Raw genomic sequence first — 24,312 nt, 5'->3', positions numbered from 1 at the left:
GTCGGGGCCGGCGGCGCGGTGGCGCGGGCGGCGGAGCCGTTGACGAACGGCGCGGGCGGGGTGCGCCGGTGCCGCTGCGGCAGGCCGTTGCCGTTGACCTCGTACGCCGACTGCTCGGGGTACTGGGTGCGCACCGGCTTGACCAGTTGCGGATTCAGCCCGGCCGACACCACGCCGGCGCCGGGGATCGACATCGTGGGCGCCGGGACCGTGGTGACCAGATCGCGCGGGATGACCAGCACGGCGCGCACGCCCGCGTACGCGGAGGGACGCAGCGAGACCTGGAAGCCGTTGGCCTGCGCGAGGCGGCCGACCACGGAGAGCCCGAGCCGCGGCGTCTCGCCCAGGTCGGTCAGGTCGAGCCCCGAGGAGACGTGCGAGAGCACCCGCTCGGCGCGCACCCGCGCCTCGTCGCTCAGCCCGACCCCTCCGTCCTCGATCTCGACGGCGACGCCGGACTGCACCTCGATCGCGGTCAGGTGGACCCGGGTGTGCGGCGGCGAGTAACGGGTCGCGTTGTCCAGCAGTTCCGCCAGCGCGTGGATCAGCGGCTCCACGGCCGGCCCGACCACCGCGACCTCCAGCACCGAGTGCAGCTCGACCCGCTGATAGTCGGTGATCCGGGACATCGCGCCGCGCAGCACGCTGAACAGCGGCACGTTCTGCTGCCACTGCCGGCCCGGCCGCGAGCCGCCGAGCACCGCGATGCTGTCGGCGAGCCGTCCGATCAGGGCCGTGGCATGGTCGAGGTGCAGCAGGTCGCCGAACACCCGCGGGTCGGCGCCGTGGTGCTCCTCCATCTCGCGCAGGTCGAGGAACTGCTGGTGCACGATAGCCTGGACGCGGCGGGCGATGTTGACGAAGGCGCGCTGCGCGGAGTCGCGCAGGTCCTCCTCGGCCTTGACCGCCGAAAGCACGGAGCGCAGCATCGACGCGTGCGCGCTCTGGGCTGAATGCACGCCGCCCGCGCGGAAGCCGAGCGCGCGCAGCGCCTCGTCGACGCTCTCGCCCTGCCGCAGCCGGTCGATCGCCGCGGGCAGCACCGACTCGGCGAGGCGGACGTTCATCGCCTCCTGATCCGCGAGCAGCGCGCGCAGGCCGGCGTCGTGCTGGGAGTAGCGCCTGCGCAGCTCGCGGATCAGGCGTCCGCGCCGGGCGGATTCGGCCGCCACCGCCGCGACGGCGATCGTCGCCACCACGCCGCACAACGCGACCGGAAGCCTGGCCGCGGACGGGGATATGGCGACCGCGACGGCCACGCACAGGGCCGTCGCGGCCGCAGGTATGAGCACCCCCGCGGCCGCGGGGGGCCCGGAGTCGGCGGGTGATGAGCGCGCACGTGCCATCGGCATCCTCAAGTCGTCTTGGTTGCGTGTATGCGCGGCCGCGGCTCGCGCACCGGCGGCGGACCAGGCGGCGCCTGCACCCTGACACGCGTCGCCGGACAGGAATATCGGTATTCAGCCATGTGTTCGGGCAGGCGGAACGCACGGCAGCCGAGGATCACCCGGGAAACGCCGCACGCGCCGAGTCGAAAGGCAGCATAGCCGTTTCGCGGACCACCATGGTCAGAACCCGCATTCGCCACAACCCGCCACCCCGGGCGGATCTGACACCGGGACGGATTCTTTACCTGCGTTATAGGTGTTGCGGAAAAATGTCGCCGCGACCGGTTGCGCGCGCAACCACGGAGCCTGTGCGCCCGCGGAATTCCACGTCCTCGTCGGTGTCCGACTCGTGACTACGAGTCGACCGGCGCGTTCATCGGTCGATATAGCGTGAAGGCCGCGGCGGCGTATAACGCGTCGCGGATCGGTCGGGATACGGTTGCCTGCCCGGATCGTGGGCTGACACACTCGGGCGCAGAGCGTTCTCAATCTGCGGAGCACGGCAGAAGACGGGGCGACAGCAGACACGGGGTTGATGGGAAGACACGGGGCTGGTAGGGCATGGCGGAACCTCGGCTCACGGCGATGGCCGTCCTGCGGCGACTCGCCGCGCGGCGCACGGCCCTGGCGATGACGGCCGCGTTGACGTGCGCGGCGGCCTTCTTCGCGGTGCGGGCCGCGGTGGCGTGGGAGGTGAGCCTGCCGCAGGCCGCGCGGCAGGACCTGCGCGCACTGCCCGACGCCGCGATCGTCGCCCTCGACGCCTCCCCTGTCTCCGCGCACTGCGACGACGCCGCCGGAGCGCTGCCCGCGCAGCTGAAGGCGGCCGCCGACCCGCGCGACTTCACCGTCAACACGATGCTGACCTCTGATTCGCTGTCGGTCGCCGCGCTGCCGGGCCAGCGGACCGACTCCTTCGTCAAGGTCTACTGCGCGCCGTCCGTGCGGGCGCACGCCGCCCTGGACGCCGGACACTGGCCGGACGCGGCGGCGCCCGGCGCACCGATCCCGGTCGCGGCGCCGTCCAGTTCGCTCGCCGCGCTCAAGCTGCACGTCGGCTCGCGGCTGACGCTCCCCGACGCCGCGACGCACGCGCGCGTCAGCCTGCTGATCGTCGGCGCATTCCACCGACTGCAGAACCCTGCCGGCTACTGGACTTGGGACCAGACGGACACGTCCGGGGTGCAGATCGTCGGGCCGTACACGCTCTACGACTCATGGGTCGCGGACCCGTCCGCGTTCGCCTCCGCGGCGCTGCACGTCGACTCCTCGACGCTGCTCGTGCTGCCGCGCTCGGCAGCGGGCTCCTCCGCCGGCCTGACCGGGCTCACCGCACAGGCCACGTCGCTGACGACACTGCTCAGCACCCACTCGGCGCCGTACTACGCGGTCTCCGGAGCCCTGGCCCCGGACCTGTCCGCGCTGGACGCGAGCGTGACAACCGCACGCGCCCAACTGCTGGCGGCGGGTCTGCTGCTCGGCGCGGTCACCGCCGCCGGACTGTTCGCGGCCTGCGGTCTGCTGGCCGGCATCGGCGCCGGGCAGAACGCGCTGCGGCGCGCGCGGGGCGCCGGGCGGCCGCACGTGCTCGCCGCGCACGCGGCCGAGCTGCTGGTCTTGTGCGCCGCGGCGATCGCGGCCGTGCCACTCGGCTTCGCCACCGCCCAGACCACGACCCCGGCCGGGTGGTTCGCCGCCGGCGCCGTGGCCGCTCTCGCGGTGACCGTGCTCTGTATTCGTGTTCTGCGTCCAGAGCTGCCCGCCGAGGTGGCGGTCGCGCAGGGGCGGCAGGCGTCGCTCGCGTACGGGCTGCGTCTGGGCGCCGATGTCGTGTTGGCAGTGCTCGCGGCGCTGGCGCTGTGGCAGGCCGCGGGCGCGCCGCTGACCGGGCACGGTCCGAGCGGGCTGCTCGGCACGGACCTCATCGTGGCGGCGGCTCCCGCGCTCGCGGTGGCCGCCGGGGCGGGGCTCGCCGGCAGGTTGGTCGCGGCCGGGGCGCGTCTGGCCGAGCGCGGCGCGGCGCGCGCCCGCACGTTCTTCGCCACCTTCGCGTTCTGGCAGCTGGGCCGCACGTCCCTGGGCTACCTTCTGCCGGTGGTGGTGACGGTCGCGGCAGTGGCCGGGGCCACCTTCGCCGTCGCGCAGGACGCCAGCTGGCGGCGATCGACCCGCGACCAGGCGGCGTACCGCAGCGGAGCGCAGGTCGTGGTGACCACCGCGTGGGGCCGCTCCGGCGGGCAGGCGGACGCGATTTCACACGCGCACGGAGTGCTCGCTTCGACCCCGGTGGCCCGCATCCCCGAAACGCAGGGCGAGTCGCTGCTGGCCCTGGACACCTCCGCCGCCGCGGAAACCGTGCTGCTGCGCCCGGATCTGGCGCGGAATCAGGCCACGGATCTGTGGCGGCTGCTCGACCCGGGCCCGCGGCCGGGTCTGGAAATCCCGGGCCGGCCGAGCGGTCTCGCGCTCGGCACCCGCCTCTCCGCGGGCGCGGGAACCGCCCTGGGCCCGATGGCGGTCACCGCGACCGTGCAGGACGCCGCGGGCCTGGTCTACCAGGTCCGCTTGGGACGGCTGGAGGCGGACGGCCAGGCGCACACCCTGGTCGGCGCGCTCGCGCGGGACGGCACGCCCGACTATCCGCTCAGGCTGCTGCGATTCGACGTCGAGTTCACCGCGCCCGCGGCCCGACCCGCCACGGTGGCGCTGACCGTGCTCAGCCTCGCCGCGCAGCCCGCGACGCCCGGTCCCGCGGCGGGTTTCGCCTCCGGCGCCGCGCTTTCGGCCTGGAAGGCGAGCAGCAGTTGGGGCGGCGGCATGCCGTGTCCGCCGCCAGACTCCTCGCCCGGCTCCCCGCCCGGCACCTCCCCGCCCGAGGAGAACGCGGCGGCGCAGGTCATCGGCACCCGGGCCGCCGCGGGCGGCGGATGGACGATGGACTTCTCCACCGGCGCCGGACTGGATTTCGACCCCGCCGGGCCCTGCACCGCCATCGACGGCGGCGTGGCGCTGAACGCGGCGACCAGCGAAGCCCCGCTGCCCATGCTGGTGACGGCCGCCTACCTGCACTCGACCGGGCGTTCCGTCGGCGCGACGGTGTCGATCAGCGCGGACGGAGCCGTGATCCCGGCCCGCATCGCGGCCGCCGTCGACGCGTTCCCGACCCTGCCGGCAACGGGCGCCGGCGGAGCCGTCGTCAATCTGCCCGCGCTCGCCGCGCGCGTCGTGGCTCAGGGCGACACGCTGTGGCCGCCCACCGAGTGGTGGCTGCGCACGGTCGACGCGGCGGCGCCGACCGGCCTGCCCGTCGGGGACTCGACGGCCACCGCCGCCGCCATGGCCCGCTCGCTGGCGCGCGACCCGCTCTCCGGAATCGCCCCGCGCGTGCTGACGTTCGGCGCGGCGGACCTGATCGTGCTCGCGGCGCTCTCGCTGGCCGCGGGCCTGGCCGCGACCGGGCGCCGGCAGGCCGGGCATGAGCGGATCCTGGCCGCGCTGGGCGCCCGGCGCGGGCAGCGCACCGCGATCCGGGTGCTGCGCAACACGGCGATCGTCCTGCCGGCCGCCCTGGTGGGCTGGGGGCTCGGACTGCTCGTCGCGCGGCGCCTGGTGCCCGTGTTCGTGCTCGATCCCGCCGGCACCGCGCCGCTGCCGCCGGCGCTGTTCACCACCCGGCCCGGCTGGAGCGCGCTGGCGGTCGCCGTGCTGCTGGCGATCGGCGTCGCCACCGCGGTCGAACCGCCGCGCGGCGGACCGCGCCGCCGCGGGCGGAGGCCGGCGTGAACGCGGGGCGGGCGCTGCGCGACGCGCGGTACGCGGCGGCCGTCGCCTGGCGCCGACCCGCGCTCGCCGGTCTCGCCGTGCTGACCGCCTTGGTGTGCCTGGCGATCACGGCGCTGGCCCGCATCGACTTCGCCGCCCGGACCAGCGCTTTGCACATGATGATCGCCGACGCGCCACCCACCGCGGGCGTGATCCACGCGGACGCCGACTGGATGACCTTCCTTGAGTCGCAAGGCGTTGAGTTATCGGCCGCCACGGGCGCGAGCGAACGCATCCGGCAGGCGCTGGCCGAGGCCGGACTGCCGGTGCCCGCCGCGCCCCCGTCGAATGGCGCCGCCTCGGACGGTGCGTCTTCGATCGCTGCGCCGGCCGGCGCCGCCACGGAACCGTGGACCACGCTTCAACTCCCCGAGCAGCCCATCGAAGCACCGCCGGGCGCCGCCAAGGTCGCCGCCGTCCCCGCCCGGATGCGGCTGGTCTACCGCGACACCTACGCGGACCACAGCCGCCTGGTCGCCGGGCGCCGGCCCACCACCGCGCGGCAGCGCGCAGACGCCGTTCTTGAGACGGATCTGAGCGTCGCGACCGCCAAGCGGCTGGGGCTGGGCCTCGGCTCCACGCTCACCGTGCTGTCACCGGGCCAGGGCGGCACCGTGCGACTCGTGGTCGTCGGACTGGTGACCGCGCGCGACCCCGGCTCCGCGTTCTGGGCTTCCGACGGCACGCTGGCCGGTCCGCAGCTGGAGGCGGACGCGTCCGGAGACCAGTACTGGGCCACCGCCGCCCTCATCGGTCCCGCGCAGGCCCAGGCGTTGACGACCCCGCCGCCCGGCTCGCACTACCTTTCGGGAATCACCGGTTACCGGCTCAGCTTCGACTTCCCGCTCGACCTGTCCGGGCTCGACGCGGACGGGGCCGGGTCGCTGGCCGACCGGCTCGACGCCCTGCCGGCCGTCGAATCAAGGCTCGACTTCGATCCGGCCGGCTCGATCCCGGTGGTCTTCGACGCCGAACTGACCCCGATCCTGCGTGCCTTCGCCGCGGCGCAGCAGACCGCGACGCTGGAGCAGGCGATGCCCTTGTGCGGCCTGGCGCTGATCGCCGCGATCGCCGGGGCGCTGCTGGCGTTCGCGGCCGTCGACCGGCGGCGCGGTGAGGCTGCGGTCCTGCGCGCGCGCGGCGCCGCCACCCGGCACCTGGTGCTTGCGGCGCTGGGCGAAAGCGGCGTGACGGTGCTGCCCGCGGCGGCCGCGGCGTTCGCGGCCGGGTTCGCCGTTCCCGGGAAATGCCCCTCGTGGGCCTACACCGCGGCCGTCGCGGCCGGACTGTGCGCGACCTTGTCCCCCGTCCTTTGCACCGCGCTGATCCATCGGCCGCACAGAAGCGCCCGGCCGCAGCTCAATCCGCGCGGTTCGGCGCGCTTCGCGCGGCACCGGCGGCTCATCGTGCACGGTGCCCTGGCCGCCGCATGCGCCGCAGGGCTCTCACTCGTCGGCGGGCAGGGGCTCACGCCGGACGGCGGCTCGCTCGATCCGTACGCGGCCGCGGCCCCGGTTCTCGCCGCCACCCTGGGCGCGCTCGTGACCGTCAACGCGCTGCCGCCGGTTCTGCGCGCGCTGCGCCGCCGGGCGCTGCGCCAGCGCGGTATCGTCGCGCTGCTCGGGGTCGCCCGCGCGGCGCAGGAACCGGGTCTCGGCCAGGCCGCGACCTTCGTGCTCACCACGGCCGCCTGCACCGCGGACCTGGCCGTCGCGCTCTCACGGCTCGGCGGCCACGCGGACCCCACGTCCGTGCAGCGCACGCTGGCCGGTCCGCTGGAGTTGGTCGCCGTGTCGGCGATCGTGGCGGCTGCCGTCGCGGCCGCGCTGGCGGTGCGCCTCGGGGCGGCAGCGCGCCGGGACTCCGACGCGCGGCTGGCCACCATGGGGCTGACCACCGGCCAGGCCCGTGCCGTCGCCGCCGCGGAGAACGTCCCGCCCGCGCTGGCCGGGGCGTTGACCGGCGCGCTGGTGACCGCGCCGCTGCTGCGGCTGGTCGCGCCGGCGCTCGGCGTCGGCGCGATCCCGGCCTCGCCCTGGTCGCTGGCGCTGCCCGCACTCGCCGTCGCGCTGCCGGCCGCCGCCGCGAGCGCGGTCGGCACCTGGAGGAGAGGAGCGCGATGAGCGCCGCGGAGCGGAAGAACGAGATCCGGCGGGACGCCGCGCGCGGCGACGCCGACCGGGATTCGGCGGGCCCGGCGGGCCCGGTGGGCCCGGTGGCCGGCGGCGCGGGGCCGGCCGCGCCGCGAGAGGCCGAACAGGCGATCGTCTGCGAGCAACTGGTGCGCATCTACAAGACCGACGCGCTGGAAGTCCAGGCGTTGCAGGGCCTTGACCTGCGGGTGGCCGCCGGGGAGCTGACCGCGCTGGTCGGCGCCTCCGGCAGCGGAAAGTCCACGCTGCTGGCGATCCTCGCCGGGCTGGACACCCCGACCGCCGGCTCGGTGCGCGTGGCAGGGCACGAACTCGCCGGTCTCGACTACCGCGGCCGGCTGCATTACCGCCGCTCGAGCGTCGGTTTCGTCTGGCAGAACCCCGCCGGCAACCTGCTGCCGCATCTGACCGCGGCGCAGAACGTCGCGCTGCCGATGCGGCTGAACCGCGCGCCGCGCACCGCGCGGCGCGAGCGAGCCCTGGCACTGCTCGACTCGCTCGGCGTGGCGCACTGCCGCGACCGCGTGCCGGCGCGGATGTCCGGAGGAGAGCAGCAACGCACCGCGATCGCCACCGCGCTGGCCAACACCCCGCGGGTGCTGCTGGCCGACGAGCCGACCGGCGAGCTGGACTGCGAGTCCGCCGAGACGGTGTTCGAGGGTCTGCGCACGGCGAACCGCGACCACGGCGTCACGGTGCTGATCGTCACGCACGACACGTCGATCGCCGGGCAGGTGCGCCGCACCGTGGCCATCCGCGACGGCCGCACCTCGACCGAGACCTTGCGCCGTGGCGGCGAGGCGCCGGCGGCCGGCCAGACGGCCGGGGACGGGTCCGAGCACGAGGCTGAACGCTTGGGCGGATATGCCGTCGAATACGCGATGGTGGACCGGGTCGGGCGGCTGCAACTGCCGCGCGAGTTCACCGAGTCGTACGGCATCCGCGACCGCGTCCGGCTCACCCGCGAGCCCGGTCACGTGGGCGTCTGGCCGGATCAGCACGAGCCGACGTCCCGCGGCCCGTCGCGGCGAGCGGATCGGGGAAACGAGGACGAGCATGCCTGAACCAGCCGCCGGCCGGACCGCGCCCCTCGCACCGGGACCGGCCGGCGCGACCCCGCCAGTCGGGACCGCGCCGGTCGAAACCCCGGTCGTCGAACTGCGCGCGGTCACCCGCGTCTACGGCAATGGGCGCACCGCCGTGCACGCGCTGCGCGGGGTCGACATGACTCTGCGCGGCGCGAAGCTGATCGTCGTGCGCGGCCGTTCCGGTTCCGGCAAGACCACCCTGCTCAACATCATCGGCGGGCTCGATCTGGCGACGGGCGGGACGGTGCGGGTGGCCGGGCGCGACCTGGCCGGCCTGAGCGAGCGTGAACGGGTGCTGATGCGCCGCGACACGGTCGGCTTCGTCTTCCAGTCCTTCGGGCTGATCCCGTTTCTCAGCGCCGCCGAGAACGTCGGCGTGCCGCTGCGCATCACGAACACGGACCCGGCCGAGCGGGACCAGCGCGTGCAGCGGGCACTGGAGCTGGTCGGCTTGGCCGGGCACGCCGCGCACCGCCCGGCGGAGCTGTCCGGCGGCCAACAGCAACGGGTCGCGATCGCCCGCGCGCTGGTACAGCGCCCGCGCCTGCTCATCGCGGACGAGCCGACCGGCCATCTCGATGCCGAGACCGCGCTGCAGGTGATGCGCCGGCTGCGCGGGATCGTCGACGGCGAGCACCTCACCGCGCTGGTCGCGACGCACGACCGGCAACTGACGGATCTGGCCGACGAGGTGCTCGACCTGCGCGACGGGAAGCTGCTCGTCGCGCAGGTCGGGGGTGGCCCGCAGGACGGAGCCACGTGAGAGGCGATCTCGACAGGAGTCCTCGGGCGCGTATCGGCCCGGCTCGTCAGGCAAGCCTCGATGTCCGGCGGCCGGGAGCGAACAGATCGGCGGCGGGAGCGGGCCCGTGCGGACCCGCTCCCACCGTTTCGCGCTGAACAGCTGTTTCCGTGCTTCGGTCAGTTGGACGGGCCGCACACCCAGTACCCGGTGTAAGTCGCATACACGCAGACCGTCAGGCTCTCCCCCGGACCATCCCAGACCCACTGCGACTGGGACGGGCTGGTGGTCGGGAAGTTGGAGGCCGCCCACTCGCCGGTGTTGTTGTTCCAGATGCCGTACGCGCAGCTGCCGTCATCGGCGATCGGGTCTTCGGCCATGTAGTCGTGCCCGCCGATGAGCTCGATCTTCTCCAGCGCGACGCAGCCGCGGGTGTTGGTCACGGTCCAGGTGCCCTCGGCGGCCTGGGCCGAGGCCGCGAAGCCCACGCCGATCGCACCCGCTGCGGCGGCGACGGCGACGACGCGCCTGGTTCTGGTGAATCGCATTGAAATGTTCCTCCCCGATCGCTCACTTCGAGCCCGCCACTGTGGCGCAGTGAGCGCAATCTGTTTCCTGGTTCGCTCCGGGGCAGGCGTTCGGCCCGGCGTCGCAGTACCAAACCGATATGGTCGCCGCTTGTGCGCGAGCTCGCCTGCCCCACACGGAAACGATCGCTCGTGAGCGCCGCGACGGCCAGGCATTTGCGGAATAATGCAAAAGCTCTGAGAGCCGTTTGCCCGCAAGGCTCCGGGGTGCCGGAACCCGCACGGGAGCGGTCCGGTCAGGAAGGTCTGACCACGACCGCGATGGGCATGGATCGGAGCGGGGTGAACTGGACCACGGTGCCGGAGTGCGGCGCGTGGATGACCAGCCCCAGGCCGACGTAGACGCCCACGTGGGTCCTGTCGGAGAAGTAGACGACGAGGTCGCCGGCCCTGATCAGCGAGACGGGCACCGCCGGGGCGGCCGCGGCCTGCTCCTGCGAGGTGCGCGGCAGCCAGACGCCCGCGGCGGCCCACGCGAAACGGGTCAAGCCCGAGCAGTCGAACTCGTTCGGGCCGATCGCGCCCCACAGGTAAGGCTTTCCGAGCTGAGCGTAGGCCGTGGCGACGGCGCGCGCGGCGCGGCTGGAGTCGGCCGACTGCGCACCCATCGCCCGCAGCAGCGTCGCGAGACTCGGCCCGGCGGCGAGGCCCGCACCAGGACCGGCCGAGACCTGGAGGCTGTACTCGACCCGCTGACGCTGCGCGGCGTCGAGGGAATCAAGCTCCTGCCGCGCCGCCGACAACTGCGCCCGGATCCGCGCGCTGCCGGCCGAAAGCTCGGCCTGTTCGCCGCGCAGATCAGACAACGACTGGTTCATCGCACGTTCCAGCCGCCGCATCAGATCCTGTTCGGCCAGCACCGAATCGAGGCGCTCCTGCTGGATGTCGCCCAACCGCGTCGCCGCGGTCGCCTGGTCGAGGTAGGTCTCAGGACGCGCACTGAACAGCAGCGCGAGCGTGGGGCTCAAGCCCAGATCGCGGTATTCGGTCGCGGCCGAGCGCCCCACGTCGCCGCGCACCTCGGCGAGCCGGTCGCGCAACCGCGCCTCCCGCGCGGTGATGTCCGCCAGCGAGACCTGGATGTGCGCGATGCGCTCGGCGGCGCCGTCGAACGCCTCCGTGTCCCGCTCGGCCTGCTGATAGAGCGCCGCGACCTGCTGCCGGACGGCCGCCTCGTTCGCGGCCCCGCCCGCTCCCGGCTGCGGCCCGGCGGCCAGTGCGACGCCGGCGAATCCGGTGAACCCGGTGAACCCGGTGCTCGAACCGATCGCCGTGGTCGCCAGAGCGAGCACCGCGCGCCTCGCTGAACATCGACGCCTGCGTTTGTGAGATGACATGGCGTGAACCGGTCTTCCTCGATCGATGGTGGCGTCGCCGCCGGCGGCGGCACACACGCCGGACGCCGCTGCCTCGCGTCCGACGCTGCTACTCGAACTCGGCCCAGTTCATCAGGGCCTTAAATTTCGGCTGCCGCCGGCCGCACCGCGCGCCCCGCACTGTATGCGAGGTCGGATCAGCGCCAAACCGGGCGGCCGCGCGCTCATGCCAACAGTGCCGACTGTTCGCATCGGAGAGCTTCCCGGCGACGGGCCGTAGGTGGTCAATAGACACACCCGAAGTCGTCGGATCCGCGCCCGCTGACGGCCCGACGCTCAACACGACCGTGAGAAACGAGACGGTGAAAGTACCGATGCTGACTATCGACCTCGACACGTCACTGAAGGCGGCGATGGGAATCGACGGCGCGATCTGCGTCGCGATCGTCGACTGCACCAGTTGCATGGCGCTGGGATCAGCCAGCGCGCTGCCCAGCGTCGACCCGTCCATCGTGGCCGCGGCAGGCACCGAAGTGCTGCGCGCCAAGCTGCGCGCCATGGAGATCCTGGGCGTGCACGACGTCGTCGAGGACATCATGATCCTGCTGGGCCAGCAATATCACCTGCTGCACCCGCTGCCGGATCGCACCGGGGCGGGGCTGCTGGTCTACCTCGTGCTCGACCGCAGCCGGGCGAACCTCGCCCTGGCGCATCATCAGCTGCGCGCGATCTCGGACGAGCTGGAAATCTGAAAGCGCAGGTAACGCCGCCGCTCGCCGCTCGCCGCGTGCTGTAGAGAATATCGACCATCTCATTCGCCCTCCGGCTATCTGGGCATTACCGCTTGCGGTAGACCGGAAGTATGAAATCCGCGCCACGGTGCCGAGCCCGACGCGAGCGACCCCCCGCGCGGCCCGGCTTGCCGGTGCCTTGCCACGGAGGATTCCCGCCGGCACCGACGACATAGAAGGCAAACGACGGTATGAAGATGGATTGCGGCCCCGCGGTCGAGCAGCGCATGACACTGCCGCCCGACACGTCCGTCGACGCCGCGGCCGACTGGATCTGCGCGGCCGCGCGCAGGCTGGTCCCCCTGTCGGCGAACACGCACGCCGCCGTCCACGCGGTCGGCGGCGGCATCGCCCTGGACCTGGTGACCAACGGCGTTCCTCCGCTGACCCTCTCGGTAAGGCTGCGCCGGCACGAACTGTCGATCTGCGCGAAAGACGCGCGTATCTACACGGAGGCAGACGCCGACGCGATCCCGCCCGACCTCGACGAGATCAGGTTCCTGTCATCCCGGCTCTACCTGGGCGGAGTGCCCGGATCGCCGGGGCGCACGCTCATCGCGGCGATCCGCCTGAACCGAGCGCGCCACCAGCCGATCCGCGCAATCGTGCAGCGGCACTCGCAGGAGCCGTGAACGAACCGGATTCCCAGCGGCGGCCGCGCTCAGGAGGCGGACGTGGCCGCGGCCTGTTGCGGCAGCGCGGCCGACACGCAACCGGGAGCCGGGTCGCAGAACCCGGCGAAGGCCTCGCGCAGCGACGCGGCCCTCGCATCAGCGCGGAACGCGGGCCCGTCCAGCACGTCGAGCAGCGTCCGTACACGCGCGATCAGCGTCGCCATCCGCTGGTCGGGCGGCAGCGACAGCAGCGGCCCGGCCGCCAGCCCGGCGCGGTCGAGGTCACGCTGCTGAAGGCAGATCAGCACGTGGGTCAACCGCGCGTGGGAGATCACGCACGCTCCGGCGGCCGGTTCGTGCCGGGCGGCGCGCAGCGCGCACTGGATTTCCCGCAGCGCCGCGTCCAGGTCGCCGAGGCGCAGACAGATCTGCGCCGCATAGTTCGCGCGCCGGACCTGCGGGCAGCCGAGCAGGCCGCCGATCGCGTCCGCGCCGGTGACCCGCTCGGACAGCAGGCTCGCGCGGCGCAGCGCGTCCCGGGCGGCTCGCGCCACGCCGAGCCGCGCCCATGCGTCAGCTTCCTGACACGCGAGCATGACGGCGGCCGTTCCGGACGCGGCGCAGACCGGCACGCCGCGCGCGCAGCGAGCGGCCCCGGCATAGTCGCCGGAGTGGTACGCCGCCTTGCATCGCGCGCTCGCGATCCAGGCGTCCAGTTCCGGGTCGCCGGCGTGTGCGGCGAACGCCGTGGCGCTGTGAATGTAGAGCTCGGCGACATCCGGCGCGTCGAGGTCGCCGGCCAGCCACGCCTGGATCACGCACATCGCGCCGATCAGCCGGTAGAGACGCCTGGCCTGCGAGGGCTCCCGATGCGCGCGCACCAACGCGAACAACTCCCTGCCGAGCGCGCGGGCGTCTGCGAATGCTGAGATCGGTGACCGGCACAGGCAGGCGTGCGCGAGCTGACGGGTTCTGATGCGCAGTTCCTCGATCGCCGCGTTCCCGGTGTCCAGGCTCTCCGCCCAGTCGCTCAGCCGCAGCGCCTCCCGGGCCGCGTCGTCGAAGGGTCCTCCGTACGGATAGTCCTCGCCCCAGGGCGACGGCTCGCCGATGTCCGGGGACGTCAGAGGGTCCTGCTTCTTCTGTCTCGCACCATGGTGCGAGGCGGCCAGGCTCCACGCCGCCAGGAGCAGGCCGTGCCCGTCCAGCTGCGTGTCAAGCTGCTGCGCCACCTTCGCGTCCGGCAGCGAGCGGCCCTTCTCCCAGGTGCCGACCGTCTCGCCGGCGACGTGCAGCTTCGCCCCCAGCTGAGCCTGGGACAGCCGGCTGATCTCGCGCAGGCGGCGCACGTGGAAGCCGAAGAGCGCCTTCGGGGAGCCGGAGGGATCAAGCGGGCGGGGTTGTTGGCCCATGTCTTGGACACCGTTTCACCGAGTCACCACAAGGGGACCCGGACGTCGGGAACGTGGTTCAGGATCGACGGGCGGCTCGTGTCGAGCGTCGCCCCCGACGTGGGCACGATCGCCTGGAGGGATGTTCGCGGCTGCGCCGGAGCCGCGTACCTGCACGTGAGCAGCGCGGCGACGAGACCGATCAGCAGGCAGACGCCGAGCAGCGCGGTCGGCATCCAGGAATCCAGTTCGCACCGGATCTCGGCGCGCTGCACCCGGGGCGGCAGCCTGTTGAGGTAGTAGTCGATCAGCAGGATGTCCACGGTGATCACGTCCGCGCCGTCCAGGCGAAGCAGGTGCGGGGCGCCTCGGCGCCGTGGCCGGGTCCGTCGCCGGGCCGGCCCGTCCCCGAGACCAGGCCGACCGTCCTCATCGGCAGGTCGGCCGGCAGGAGGCCGGTTTCGAATCCCACGGCGACGGCGCGCACCCGGGACGCGACGCCCAGGGTGCGAAACAGCCGCTTGATATGGGTCTTGACGGTGTTCTCGGTGAGGCCGAGCACCCCGCCGATCTGCGGATTGCTCAGGCCCTCGGCCATCCGCGCGAGCACCTGAAGTTGCCGGCCCTGCAGTTGCGGCCGACGGCAGCCGGAATCCGGCACGGCGCGCAGATATCCGTGCGCGAACGCCAGTGCCACCGTGCGCGTCGCCGATCCGTACGACCCGATCGCCTGGCTGATGTTCGCCTTGTGCGACTTGACCGTTCGCGCGGACAGGCCCAGGGCCTTGGCGATCTGCTCGCTGCTGAGCCCACGCGTCATCATCTCGAGCACTTGCAGTTCCCGGCCGCTCAGGTCACGCAGCACGCCGCGGCTCGCGTCGAGCCCGGGCCACCGCCCGGCGGCCTCGTTCACCACGGCTGCGCCGACCGGAATCGGGCGCGGGCCCGGCGCCACGCGAACGGAGCGCCGGCGCGCAGGAAGCGGGCGCGAGGGATGCGCGAGCGGCCGGGAGCGGTACCCCCCGGCCGACGCGACAGGGGTCTTTCGGCCACCAGAATTCGAGCCCTGTTCTGATACATCGAATCCTTCTCAAGACTGAGCGGAAGACGGTATGAACGGCCGGGAGGGCGGCCCGACGGTGGGGATCGGGTCGCCGCCGGCTCATGCCCGGGGCGACGCCGCCGCCCCGTGCTCGCCGCGAGCGGCTCCTCGCGCCAGGAGAGCCAGACGCAGCATTCCCGCACTGTGTTCAGGTTCGGCGAGAGCGCCGGACAGCCCGCCGAGCGCGTCCGTGACGCCGAGCATCGTGTTCCGGCGTACGCTCCGGCGCGGCCCCGCGTACCTGATCGCTCTCCAGATCTTCATCCGCGCCTCACCTTCGCAGCGACGAGACTTCGCAAAATCGGACACGGCTTCGCATGCAAAGCTTCGCACGGAAAGTTACAAGCTTCGCATGCAAAGCGCAACCGCGCCGCGGCCGCGGCCGCGTCTTCGGCCGTGAAGGCACCGGACCGGCCACGCTCCGGCCGCGCGGGCGGCTGAACGGCGCCGGAGCGCCGCGCGCGCCGCTCGCCCCGCCACGCGCCCCGCTGGCAGTACTCGGATGCGTACTACGCTTCTCTCCCGAAGCCATCGAGCACGCGAAGGGGATCGCATGGCTCCGAGACGACAGACCCCAGGGCAGCGCACCAGTGCCACGGCCTGGGCCAGCTGGGTCAACGCCGCACTGGCGAGACGCGGCTGGCAGCAGTCGGACCTGATCAGAGCCGTCGGCACCGACACCGACGGCAAGCCCGTGCTGAGCACGAGCCGGGTGTCGCAGTGGTGCAGCGGCGAGCAGAAGGCCAGCCCGGACAAGGCGGTCGCGGTCGCGCAGGCCCTGGGCGAGAACATCGGTGAAGCCCTCAACGCGATCGGCGAGACGAAGCTGGCGCAGGCCTTCCGGGGCGCGGCGCCGCAACCCGAGGCCGCGGCGCCCCCTCAGGGCGCCTTCGACCCGTTTCTGGCCCGGCTGCGCGCCAGCGCCGACCCCGAAATGCACAAGCTCGCCGACGTCTACGAACGCGACGTCTCGCGCGTGCGGCGGCTCGTGGAACTGGAACTCCTGGAGCTCGAACGCAAGCGCCAGGGTCTGCCCGCCGAGAAGGACGGCACCTGACCTCAACGCTCTGCTTCGGTGAGGCTTCCCTCGCCGGTCGCCCGCCGGCGCGCGCCCGGCGTTTCACGCGCGCCGGTCCCATCAGTAACCGCCCGGTATCAACAGCACCTTGTCTCACCGGCCGGTCACGTGAGGGTGACTCTCATGTCACGTTCCGAAATCGCCCGCAGTGGTGACACTTTCACCAATCCGTGATGACATATCGTATCGCCGTAGCTACCTTCCGCAGTTATGGGCGGCGTCCTGACCGAGGGGGTTCCGACTTGCTCGTTCGTGGCTTCCGAATGCGCACCGCGCCGGCGACCGCGCGCGCCGCAGGGGCGATGACCGCGGTCCTCTGGGGCATCGCCTTCGTGATATTCGGCGTCTGCATCTGGGGCGGCCTGCGGCTGGACGACACGGTCCTGCAGGTGGCCACCTATTGGCTGGTGGCGGTCGCCTGCACGCTGTTCTGGGCCACTTTCATGCGCGTGAGCGCGCAGTTCGTCGACGAGGACTGGCACATCGCCTACGAGATCGGGCCGGACGCGATCCTCGCTCCGGGCCGGGACCGCCGCCTGGACCTGGCGCTGGCCCGGGGCCTGGCCCGCGACCGGTCCGCGGACTACTGGCCGCCGGCGACCTGGCGCCTGTTCGGATGGTTCGCGGCCGTGTTCTGGCTGGCTTCCGCGGCGGCGACGGCTGCGGCGCTGTCCGGCGCGGCTCTTGTGCCGGCCGACGACCGCACCACGCTGCTGGTCCTGCTGATGGCGCCCGCGGTCCAGTTCACCGCGGCCGCGATCGTCGGACCGGGGCTCACCCGCATGCTGAAACTGCGCGAAGGGGCGCGCGAGGCGCGTCGAAGGGTGTGCGAGCAGGGCTCCGAGTATGAACTCTTACGCACCTTGAACACCGCTACGCCCGAACAGCTGCGGCACGCGGTCGACGTGCTGGTCAAGCTCGGTTACGCCGACGCGCCGACGCTGGGTGAGGGCGTGCGCAGCGGGCAGGTCCGGCCGGGCTCCGCGTCCGTGTGGCAGACCCTGGGGCGCTCACGCCCCTGATGGGCGCATGTACGTATCCTGTCAAAGAACGCGCGACCAGGCCGGGTGTGATCCGGCGGGATCCGCGCAGAAGTCGAAGCGCGCGCCGCTTCGCGTGAGCGCGACCAGGCTCACGCTGGAAGTGCCCCACGGCCGGTCGCCGACGGTCCGGCTCAGCACCAGCGCGCGCGGGTCCCGCGGATCCAGGCCGCCGCCGGCGGCGAGGCCGAACCACGCGCCCCACGCGCGCCGCGCCGAGCCGTCGCGCGGCTCAGGCCGCGGCGCCTTGTCGAACAGCGGCCGGAAGTGCTCGATCCGGGCCCGCATCTGCGCGCCACCCGGCGCGTCGTCTTCGCCGGCGCCGTCAAGACCGCTGTTGACGACGATGTGCAGTCCGGCGTCCAGCGTCCGCTCCGTGAGGTCGCGCCCGTTCCAGCTCCAGAGGCGCGTCAACGTCGGCGACGCGCACACCAGGTGGAACGGGTCGTACCTGGCCGCGTCCAGGTCGCCCAGGTCCCCGCTTTCCGCCGCGCGCAGCGGCAGACCGCCGCGAGTCGACCGCCGAGCGGCCGCGGCGGCCTCGCCGTGCGCGTTGAGCACGCACGCCACCCGCGGCGCCGCGGCGGCCACGGCCAGCCAGGTGCCGAGGGCCTGCAGGTCCTGGCCGCCGACGAGCGCGGGATGCCCGCTCCAGTGCCGGCCGGGCGGCAGCCAGGGCCGGTCGCCGAACTCGTCGCGCACCCCGATCAGCAGGACGGGCACCGGCGAGCGCGGATCGATGTCGATCACCGTGGTACACATCTCGCCATCGCTCCCGTGATGCGGCCCTGAAACGCGGTACGGATCCCGCCGATCCGGCGAGCACCGCTCGCGGGCGAGGCTTCCCGGCTCGCCGGCACGGTCCAGCCGCACGGTCCAGCCGCACGGTCCGGGTGCGTGCTCCGGGTGCGCGGCCGGAGCGCGTGAGGGTTCACCGTGCCGGCGTGAATTCCGCACGATCCGCCGCGAGCCGCCGCGTCCGGCCGATCGCCGCTCGCATACTTGTTGGCAGTTCTCCACAAAGGAGGGTACCCGGCATGCTCCGCTGACGGCGTTCCTTTCCCCGTCCGTTGGCGGAAAGCTGTATACAGCGCAGGGACGGGGGTAGCGCCCCGTTGTACGTCCGCTACAAGGAGGGCTTACTCGGTGTTCACACGCGTCGCCATCGTCAACCGGGGTGAGGCCGCGATGCGGCTCATCCACGCCGTCCGGGACCTCGCCCGGGAGACCGGGGTACCGATCGAGACGGTCGCGCTGCACACCGACGTCGACCGGACGGCGACGTTCGTGCGCGAAGCCGACATCGCCCACGAACTCGGCCCGGCTTCCGCCCGCCCCTACCTCGACCTCGCCGCGCTCGAACGCGCCCTGCGGGAAACCGGGGCCGACGCCGCTTGGGTCGGCTGGGGTTTCGTCGCCGAGGACCCGGCGTTCGCCGAACTGTGCGCCCGCATCGGCGTCACGTTCGTCGGCCCGAGCGCCGACGCGATGCGCAAACTCGGCGACAAGATCGGCGCGAAGCTGATCGCCGAGCAGGTGGGCGTGCCCGTCGCGCCGTGGAGCCGCGGAGCGGTCGAGACTCTGGACGCGGCGGTCCGCGCGGCCACGGAGATCGGCTACCCGCTGATGCTCAAGGCCACCGCGGGCGGTGGCGGGCGCGGCATCCGCGTCATCGCGAACGAGGCCGAACTGATCGACGCCTACGAGCGCACCAGCCAGGAGGCGGCGCGGGCGTTCGGCAGCGGCGTGGTGTTCCTGGAGCGGCTGGTCACCGGCGCCCGGCACGTCGAGGTCCAGGTGATCGCCGACGGCGCGGGCACGGCCTGGGCGCTGGGCGTGCGCGACTGCTCCGTGCAGCGGCGCAACCAGAAGGTGATCGAGGAGTCCGCCTCGCCGGTGCTCAGCGCCGCGCAGACCCTGCAACTGAAGCAGTCCGCTGAGCGTCTCGCGGTCGCGGTCGGCTACTGCGGCGCGGCGACCGTCGAATTCCTCTACCACCCCGGCGACAAGCTCTTCGCGTTCCTTGAGGTCAACACCCGGCTTCAGGTCGAGCACCCGATCACCGAGTCCACCACCGGCGTGGACCTGGTCAAGCTCCAGCTGCACGTGGCGTCCGGCGGCAGGCTGGCCGGCGGTCCGCCGGCCGAGCGCGGACACGCCATCGAGGCGCGGCTCAACGCCGAGGACCCCGACCGCGACTTCGCCCCCTCCCCCGGCCGGATCGTGCGGCTCGACCTGCCCAGCGGACCGGGCATCCGCGTCGACACCGGCGTCAGCGAGGGCGACACGATCCCCGCCGACTTCGACTCGATGATCGCCAAGATCATCGCCTACGGCCGCGACCGCGCCGAGGCGCTCGGCAGGCTGCGCCGCGCGATGGCCCAGACCACCGTGATCATCCAGGGCGGCGCCACCAACAAGAGCTTCGTGCTCGACCTGCTCGACCAGCCCGAGGTGATCGACGCCAGCGCGGACACCGGCTGGATCGACCGTGTCCGCGGCGAAGGCAGGCTCATCTCGCACCGGCACTACGCGGTGGCGCTGGCCGCGGCCGCCATCGAGGCTTATGAGGAGGAAGAGCGCGTCGAACGGCAGCGGCTGCTGTCGACCGCGTTCGGCGGGCGTCCGCAGGTGCAGCACGACAGCGGCCGGCCGCTCGATCTGAAGCTGCGCGGCGTCACCTACCGCGTCAGGGTCGCGCGGGTCGGCGCGCACCGGTTCCGCGTCGGCATCGCGGCCGGCGACCAGGCGCAGACCGCGGACGTAGAGCTGGAGCGCTACGACCGCCACACCGGCCGGTTCACCGTCAACGGCAGCCGGTTCCGCCTGGTCACCGACACGCACGGACCGATCCACTTCATCGAGGTCGACGGCGTCGCGCACCGCGTCAGCCGCGACGAGGGCGGCATCGTGCGCTCCCCCGCGCCCGCGCTGGTCGTCGCCACGCCGCTGGCGGTCGGCGCCGAGGTCGAGGCGGGCGCACCGGTACTGGTGCTGGAGAGCATGAAGATGGAGACGGTGCTGCGGGCCCCGTTCCGGGCCCGGCTCAAGGAGTGCGCGGTATCGGTCGGCAGCCAGGTCGAGACGGGCGCGCCGCTGCTGCGGCTGGAGCCGCTGGCCGACGAGGACGGCGACGGCGCCGCGAAGGCCGCGCAGTCCGCCGAGCCGATCGAGCTGGAGCTGCCCGCGATGGCCGGCGGGCCGGCCGGCGAGCGGATCGTGCGCGGCTGGAACGACCTTCGCAGTGTCCTGCTCGGCTTCGACGTGGATCCGCACGACGAGCACAGGGTGCTGGCCGACTACCTGGCCGCGCGCGCCGAGCTCGCCGAGGCGGGCGTGCGCCCGCTGGCCGAGGAGATCGAGCTGTTGTCGGTGTTCGCCGACCTGAGCGAGCTGAGCCGCAACAAGCAGGCCGGCGAGGAATCCGTCGGCGACAGCCACGTGCACAGCGCCCGCGAGCACTTCCACACCTACCTGCAGAGCCTTGACGCCGAGCGCGCCGGGTTGCCGGATTCGTTCCGGGACAAGCTCGCCAAGGCCCTGGGCCATTACGGCGTCACCGACCTGGAGCGCACGCCGGAACTGGAAGAGGCCGTGTTCCGGGTCTTCCTGGCGTTGCAGCGCGCGGCGTCCGACGCCACGGTCATCGTCACGCTGCTGCGGGAGTGGCTGCGTGAGGCGCCCCCCGGCGAGGCGCTGCGGGAGTGCGCGGGTCTCACGCTGGAGCGGCTGATCGCCGCGACACAGGTGCGTTTCCCCGCGGTCTCGGACCTCGCCCGCGGAGTCGTCTTCGCCTGGTTCGCACAGCCGCTGCTGCGCCGCAACCGCGCCCGCGTCTACGCCGACGTCCGCAAGCACCTGCGCTATCTGGACGCGAACCCGCAGGCCCCGGACCGGGCCGAGCGGATCGCCGCGATGGTCGCCAGCACCGAACCGCTGGTGCGGCTGCTCGGCCAGCGGATCGGCCGCGACGCGCTGGACCACGCCCCGATGCTGGAGGTGCTGACCAGGCGCTACTACGGCAACAAGGGCCTGGTCGACGTCCGCACGAGCGACGCGGCCGGTTGCAGGTTCGTGGTCGCCGCGCGCGCCGGCTCCCGGCTGGTCTCCACCGCGGTGGGTTTCGACGAACTCGAAGACGCGCTGCGCGGTCTGGCCGCCGTGGCGGGCGGCGCCGAGGACGGCGTCGACGCCGACATCTATCTCTCCTGGGAGAAGCAGCCGGACAGCTTCGACGCGATGGCCGGCGCGCTGCACGAGATCATCAGCGCGCAACCGCTTCCCAGCCAGGTCCGCAGGATCACCGCCACGGTCGCGGGCAGCGGCCGCGCGGTGATGCACCATCACTTCACGTTCCGCCCGTCCCCGGCGGGAACGGGCGGCGCCGGGATGAGCGAGGAGCGGCTGATCCGCGGCCTGCACCCGTACATCGCGCAGCGCATGCAGCTGGAACGGCTGCGCAAGTTCGACCTGACCCGGCTGCCGTCGTCGGACGAGGAGGTCTACCTCTTCCAGTGCGTCGCGCGCGACGACCGATCCGACGACCGGCTCGTCGCGTTCGCGCAGGTGCGCGACCTGACCGAGCTGCGTGACCACGACGGACGGCTGGCCGCGCTGCCGACGGCCGAGGACGCCATCGCCGCCTGTATCGACTCGATCCGCCGGGCGCAGTCTCGGCGACCGGGCAAGAACCGCTTCCCCACCAACCGGATCGTGCTGTACATCTGGCCGCCGATCGCGCTCACGCGCGCGGAACTGAACGCGATCGCCGCGCGGGTGCTGCCGACGACCGCGGGCGCCGGCCTTGAGGAGATCCTGTTGATCGGCCGGCAGCGCGACGCGCAGACCGGCGCGCTGACCAAGGTCTCGATGCGTTTCGCGTTCGACACGGCCGGCGGCAGCGAGCTGACCATCGGCGAGCCGTCCGACGAACTGGTCGAGCCGCTCGACGCCTACCGGCAGAGGGTGCTGCGCGCCAGCAGCCGCAACACCGTCTACCCGTACGAGCTGACCGGGATGCTCGGCGCGTTCACCGAATACGACCTCGACGAGAGCGGGCTGCTAGCGCCGGTGGACCGGCCCAGGGGACACAACACGGCGGCGATCGTCACCGGCGTCGTCACCACGCCGACCCAGCGGTATCCCGAGGGCGTCACCCGGGTGGCGCTGCTCGGCGATCCGACCAAGTCCCTCGGCGCGCTGTCAGAACCCGAATGCCGCCGGGTGGTCGCCGCGCTGGACCTCGCCGAGCGGATGCGCGTGCCGGTGGAGTGGTACGCGCTGTCGGCCGGCGCCCGGATCTCGATGGAGTCGGGCACCGAGAACATGGACTGGGTGGCCGCAGCGCTCAAGCGGATCGTCGAGTTCACCCAGGACGGCGGCGAGATCAACATCCTGGTGGCCGGCATCAACGTCGGGGCGCAGCCGTACTGGAACGCCGAGGCGACGATGCTCATGCACACCAAGGGCATCCTCGTGATGACGCCGGACTCGGCGATGGTGCTGACCGGCAAGCACTCGCTCGACTTCTCCGGCGGGGTGTCGGCCGAGGACAACTTCGGCATCGGCGGCTACGACCGGGTGATGGGGCCCAACGGCCAGGCGCAGTACTGGGCGCCGAACCTGGCTGCGGCGCGGGCCGTGCTGATGGCGCACTACGACCACACGTACGTCGCTCCCGGCGAGCGGGCGCCGCGCCGGGCGAAGACGACGGACCCCTTCGACCGGGACGTTTCGAACTACCCGCACAGCGTCGCGGGCAGCGACTTCAGCACGGTGGGCGAGATCTTCTCGGCCGCGGCCAACCCGGACCGCAAGAAGGCGTTCGACATCCGCACCGTGATGCGCGCCCTCGCCGACCAGGACCACCCGGTACTGGAACGCTGGGCCGGCATGGCCGACGCGGACACCGCCGCCGTGCAGGACGTCCACCTGGGCGGGCTGCCGGTGTGCCTGTTGGGGATCGAGTCGCGCCCGGTGCCGCGCCGGGGCTTCCCGCCCACGGACGGTCCGGACACCTACACCGCGGGCACGCTCTTCCCGCAGTCCTCGAAGAAGGCCGCCCGGGCGATCAACGCGGCCAGCGGAAACCGGCCGCTGGTGGTGCTGGCCAACCTCTCCGGCTTCGACGGCTCGCCCGAGTCGATGCGCAAGCTGCAACTGGAGTACGGCGCCGAGATCGGCCGCGCGATCGTGAACTTCCGCGGCCCGATCGTGTTCTGCGTGATCTCGCGCTATCACGGCGGCGCGTTCGTGGTCTTCTCGAAGGCGCTCAACCCGAACATGACCGTGCTCGCGCTGGAGGGCTCGTTCGCCTCGGTGCTCGGCGGCGCGCCCGCCGCGGCGGTGGTCTTCTCGGGCGAGGTCAACGCCCGCGCGGCGAACGACCCGCGGGTGCGCGACCTGGAGGCGCGCGTCACGGCCGCCACGGGCGCCGAGCGCGCCGCGCTGACGGCGCAGCTCGACGAGCTGCGCTCGGCGGTGCGGGCGGAGAAGCTGGGCGAGGTGGCCGCCGAGTTCGACCGCGTACACAACATCCAGCGCGCGGTGCGGGTCGGTTCGGTCGACGCGGTCATCCGCGCCGCCGAGCTGCGCCCGCGCATCATCGAGGCCATCGAGGCGCGCCTGGGCTGACGCGTCCGGCACGACGCGAGGCATGATGCGCTCCGGGCCGGGTGCCGCCGTGTAGGGCGGGCACCCGGCCCGGAGCGCGCGTCAGCGGACCAGGTCAGGTCAGGTCAGCTGCAGGCGTTTCCGTTGAGGGTGAAGGCGCTGGGGCTGGTGTCGTTGCCGGCCCAGGTGCCCTGGAAGCCGAACTGCACGTTGCCGCCGGGCGCGATGGCCGGGTTGTAGCTCATGTTCGTCGCGGTGACCGCCGACCCGGACTGGGTCACGTTCGCGTTCCACGCGTTGGTGACCTTCTGGTCACCCGGGAAACTCCAGGTCACCGTCCAGCCGTTCACCGTCGAGGTACCCGTGTTGGTCACCGTCACGTTCGCGGTGAACCCACCGCCCCACTCGTTCTTCACGTACGAGACCTGACACGTCCCACCACCCGTGCCACCGGTCCCGATCGTCCACGTGAACGACGCGGACCCGGACGCGCTGGTGGAGTCGGTCGCCGTGACGGTCACATTGAACGTCCCCGACGCGGTCGGCGTACCCGAAATCAGACCCGAAGAGGAGATCGACAACCCCGCC

The 24,312-nt window shown here is 72.9% G+C and carries 17 protein-coding genes; 9 read left to right on the top strand and 8 right to left on the bottom strand.

The genetic code is table 11. From position 1 onward, the window contains the following. Positions 1-1,346, bottom strand: a 1,346-nt coding sequence (locus tag KGA66_RS21095; RefSeq protein WP_211469913.1) for an ATP-binding protein, incomplete at its 3' end; no start/stop codon positions are given. A 603-nt stretch (positions 1,347-1,949) separates the two neighbouring features. On the opposite strand from KGA66_RS21095, the gene KGA66_RS21090 reads away from it, so the two are divergent. The 4 genes from KGA66_RS21090 to KGA66_RS21075 are packed head-to-tail and all read left to right on the top strand — an operon-like array spanning position 1,950 to position 9,214. Then, the gene (locus KGA66_RS21090; protein WP_211469912.1) at positions 1,950-5,171 is read left to right on the top strand and encodes a permease-like cell division protein FtsX; all 3,222 of its coding nucleotides are present in this window, start codon (positions 1,950-1,952) and stop codon (positions 5,169-5,171) included. After that, positions 5,168-7,333, top strand: a complete 2,166-nt coding sequence (locus tag KGA66_RS21085) for an FtsX-like permease family protein (RefSeq protein WP_211469911.1) — start codon at positions 5,168-5,170, stop codon at positions 7,331-7,333. Before KGA66_RS21090 ends, KGA66_RS21085 begins: the two co-directional genes overlap by 4 nt. Continuing rightward, positions 7,330-8,427, top strand: coding sequence for an ABC transporter ATP-binding protein (locus tag KGA66_RS21080; RefSeq protein ID WP_211469910.1), 1,098 nt, complete (start codon positions 7,330-7,332; stop codon positions 8,425-8,427). The genes KGA66_RS21085 and KGA66_RS21080 overlap by 4 nt, the downstream gene beginning before the upstream one ends. Next, positions 8,420-9,214 (top strand): ABC transporter ATP-binding protein, encoded by a 795-nt coding sequence (locus tag KGA66_RS21075; protein WP_211469909.1) that lies wholly within the window; start codon positions 8,420-8,422, stop codon positions 9,212-9,214. The genes KGA66_RS21080 and KGA66_RS21075 overlap by 8 nt, the downstream gene beginning before the upstream one ends. 158 nt (positions 9,215-9,372) lie before the next feature. Here KGA66_RS21075 and KGA66_RS21070 read toward each other — a convergent pair whose 3' ends face one another. Beyond that, on the bottom strand, positions 9,373-9,741 hold the full coding sequence (locus KGA66_RS21070) for a hypothetical protein (protein ID WP_211469908.1): 369 nt from the start codon (positions 9,739-9,741) through the stop codon (positions 9,373-9,375). Between the two features lie 275 nt (positions 9,742-10,016). Beyond that, entirely contained in the window at positions 10,017-11,072 is a 1,056-nt protein-coding gene (locus KGA66_RS21065; protein WP_211469907.1) for a C40 family peptidase, read from the bottom strand. Positions 11,073-11,470: 398 nt separating this feature from the next. Here KGA66_RS21065 and KGA66_RS21060 point away from each other — a divergent pair, with 398 nt between their 5' ends. Next, complete coding sequence (locus KGA66_RS21060) at positions 11,471-11,848, top strand: hypothetical protein (RefSeq protein ID WP_246508209.1); 378 nt, start codon at positions 11,471-11,473, stop codon at positions 11,846-11,848. 236 nt (positions 11,849-12,084) lie between these two features. Next, entirely contained in the window at positions 12,085-12,519 is a 435-nt protein-coding gene (locus KGA66_RS21055) for a hypothetical protein (protein WP_211469906.1), read from the top strand. Positions 12,520-12,548: 29 nt separating this feature from the next. Here KGA66_RS21055 and KGA66_RS21050 read toward each other — a convergent pair whose 3' ends face one another. Genes KGA66_RS21050 through KGA66_RS21040 form a run of 3 tightly spaced genes read right to left on the bottom strand, consistent with a single transcriptional unit; the run spans position 12,549 to position 14,847 of the window. Continuing rightward, positions 12,549-13,913 carry a helix-turn-helix transcriptional regulator gene (locus KGA66_RS21050; RefSeq protein ID WP_211469905.1) on the bottom strand — a complete coding sequence of 455 codons (1,365 nt, stop codon included), beginning with the start codon at positions 13,911-13,913 and terminating at the stop codon, positions 12,549-12,551. A 23-nt stretch (positions 13,914-13,936) separates the two neighbouring features. Next, positions 13,937-14,224 (bottom strand): hypothetical protein, encoded by a 288-nt coding sequence (locus KGA66_RS21045; RefSeq protein WP_211469904.1) that lies wholly within the window; start codon positions 14,222-14,224, stop codon positions 13,937-13,939. Further along, complete coding sequence (locus KGA66_RS21040; protein ID WP_211469903.1) at positions 14,221-14,847, bottom strand: response regulator transcription factor; 627 nt, start codon at positions 14,845-14,847, stop codon at positions 14,221-14,223. Before KGA66_RS21040 ends, KGA66_RS21045 begins: the two co-directional genes overlap by 4 nt. Before the next feature lie 700 nt (positions 14,848-15,547). Between KGA66_RS21040 and KGA66_RS21035 the strand changes: the two genes are divergently transcribed. Beyond that, positions 15,548-16,051, top strand: coding sequence for a helix-turn-helix domain-containing protein (locus KGA66_RS21035; RefSeq protein WP_211469902.1), 504 nt, complete (start codon positions 15,548-15,550; stop codon positions 16,049-16,051). 323 nt (positions 16,052-16,374) lie between these two features. Next, positions 16,375-17,094: a hypothetical protein gene (locus KGA66_RS21030; RefSeq protein ID WP_211469901.1), complete on the top strand. Its 720-nt coding sequence runs from the start codon at positions 16,375-16,377 to the stop codon at positions 17,092-17,094. A 21-nt stretch (positions 17,095-17,115) separates the two neighbouring features. Here KGA66_RS21030 and KGA66_RS21025 read toward each other — a convergent pair whose 3' ends face one another. Continuing rightward, the gene (locus KGA66_RS21025; RefSeq protein ID WP_246508208.1) at positions 17,116-17,874 is read right to left on the bottom strand and encodes an NRDE family protein; all 759 of its coding nucleotides are present in this window, start codon (positions 17,872-17,874) and stop codon (positions 17,116-17,118) included. Positions 17,875-18,258: 384 nt separating this feature from the next. Between KGA66_RS21025 and KGA66_RS21020 the strand changes: the two genes are divergently transcribed. After that, positions 18,259-23,745, top strand: a complete 5,487-nt coding sequence (locus KGA66_RS21020; RefSeq protein ID WP_211469900.1) for an ATP-binding protein — start codon at positions 18,259-18,261, stop codon at positions 23,743-23,745. A gap of 104 nt (positions 23,746-23,849) precedes the next feature. Here the strand turns inward: KGA66_RS21020 and KGA66_RS21015 are convergent, their stop codons facing one another. Beyond that, complete coding sequence (locus KGA66_RS21015; protein WP_246508210.1) at positions 23,850-24,305, bottom strand: cellulose binding domain-containing protein; 456 nt, start codon at positions 24,303-24,305, stop codon at positions 23,850-23,852. Between the last annotated feature and the right edge of the window lie 7 nt (positions 24,306-24,312).

This window comes from Actinocrinis puniceicyclus, from assembly GCF_018283645.1.
GTDB classification, from domain to species: domain Bacteria; phylum Actinomycetota; class Actinomycetes; order Streptomycetales; family Catenulisporaceae; genus Actinocrinis; species Actinocrinis puniceicyclus.
This window is presented reverse-complemented; position numbering and strand designations above follow the sequence as displayed.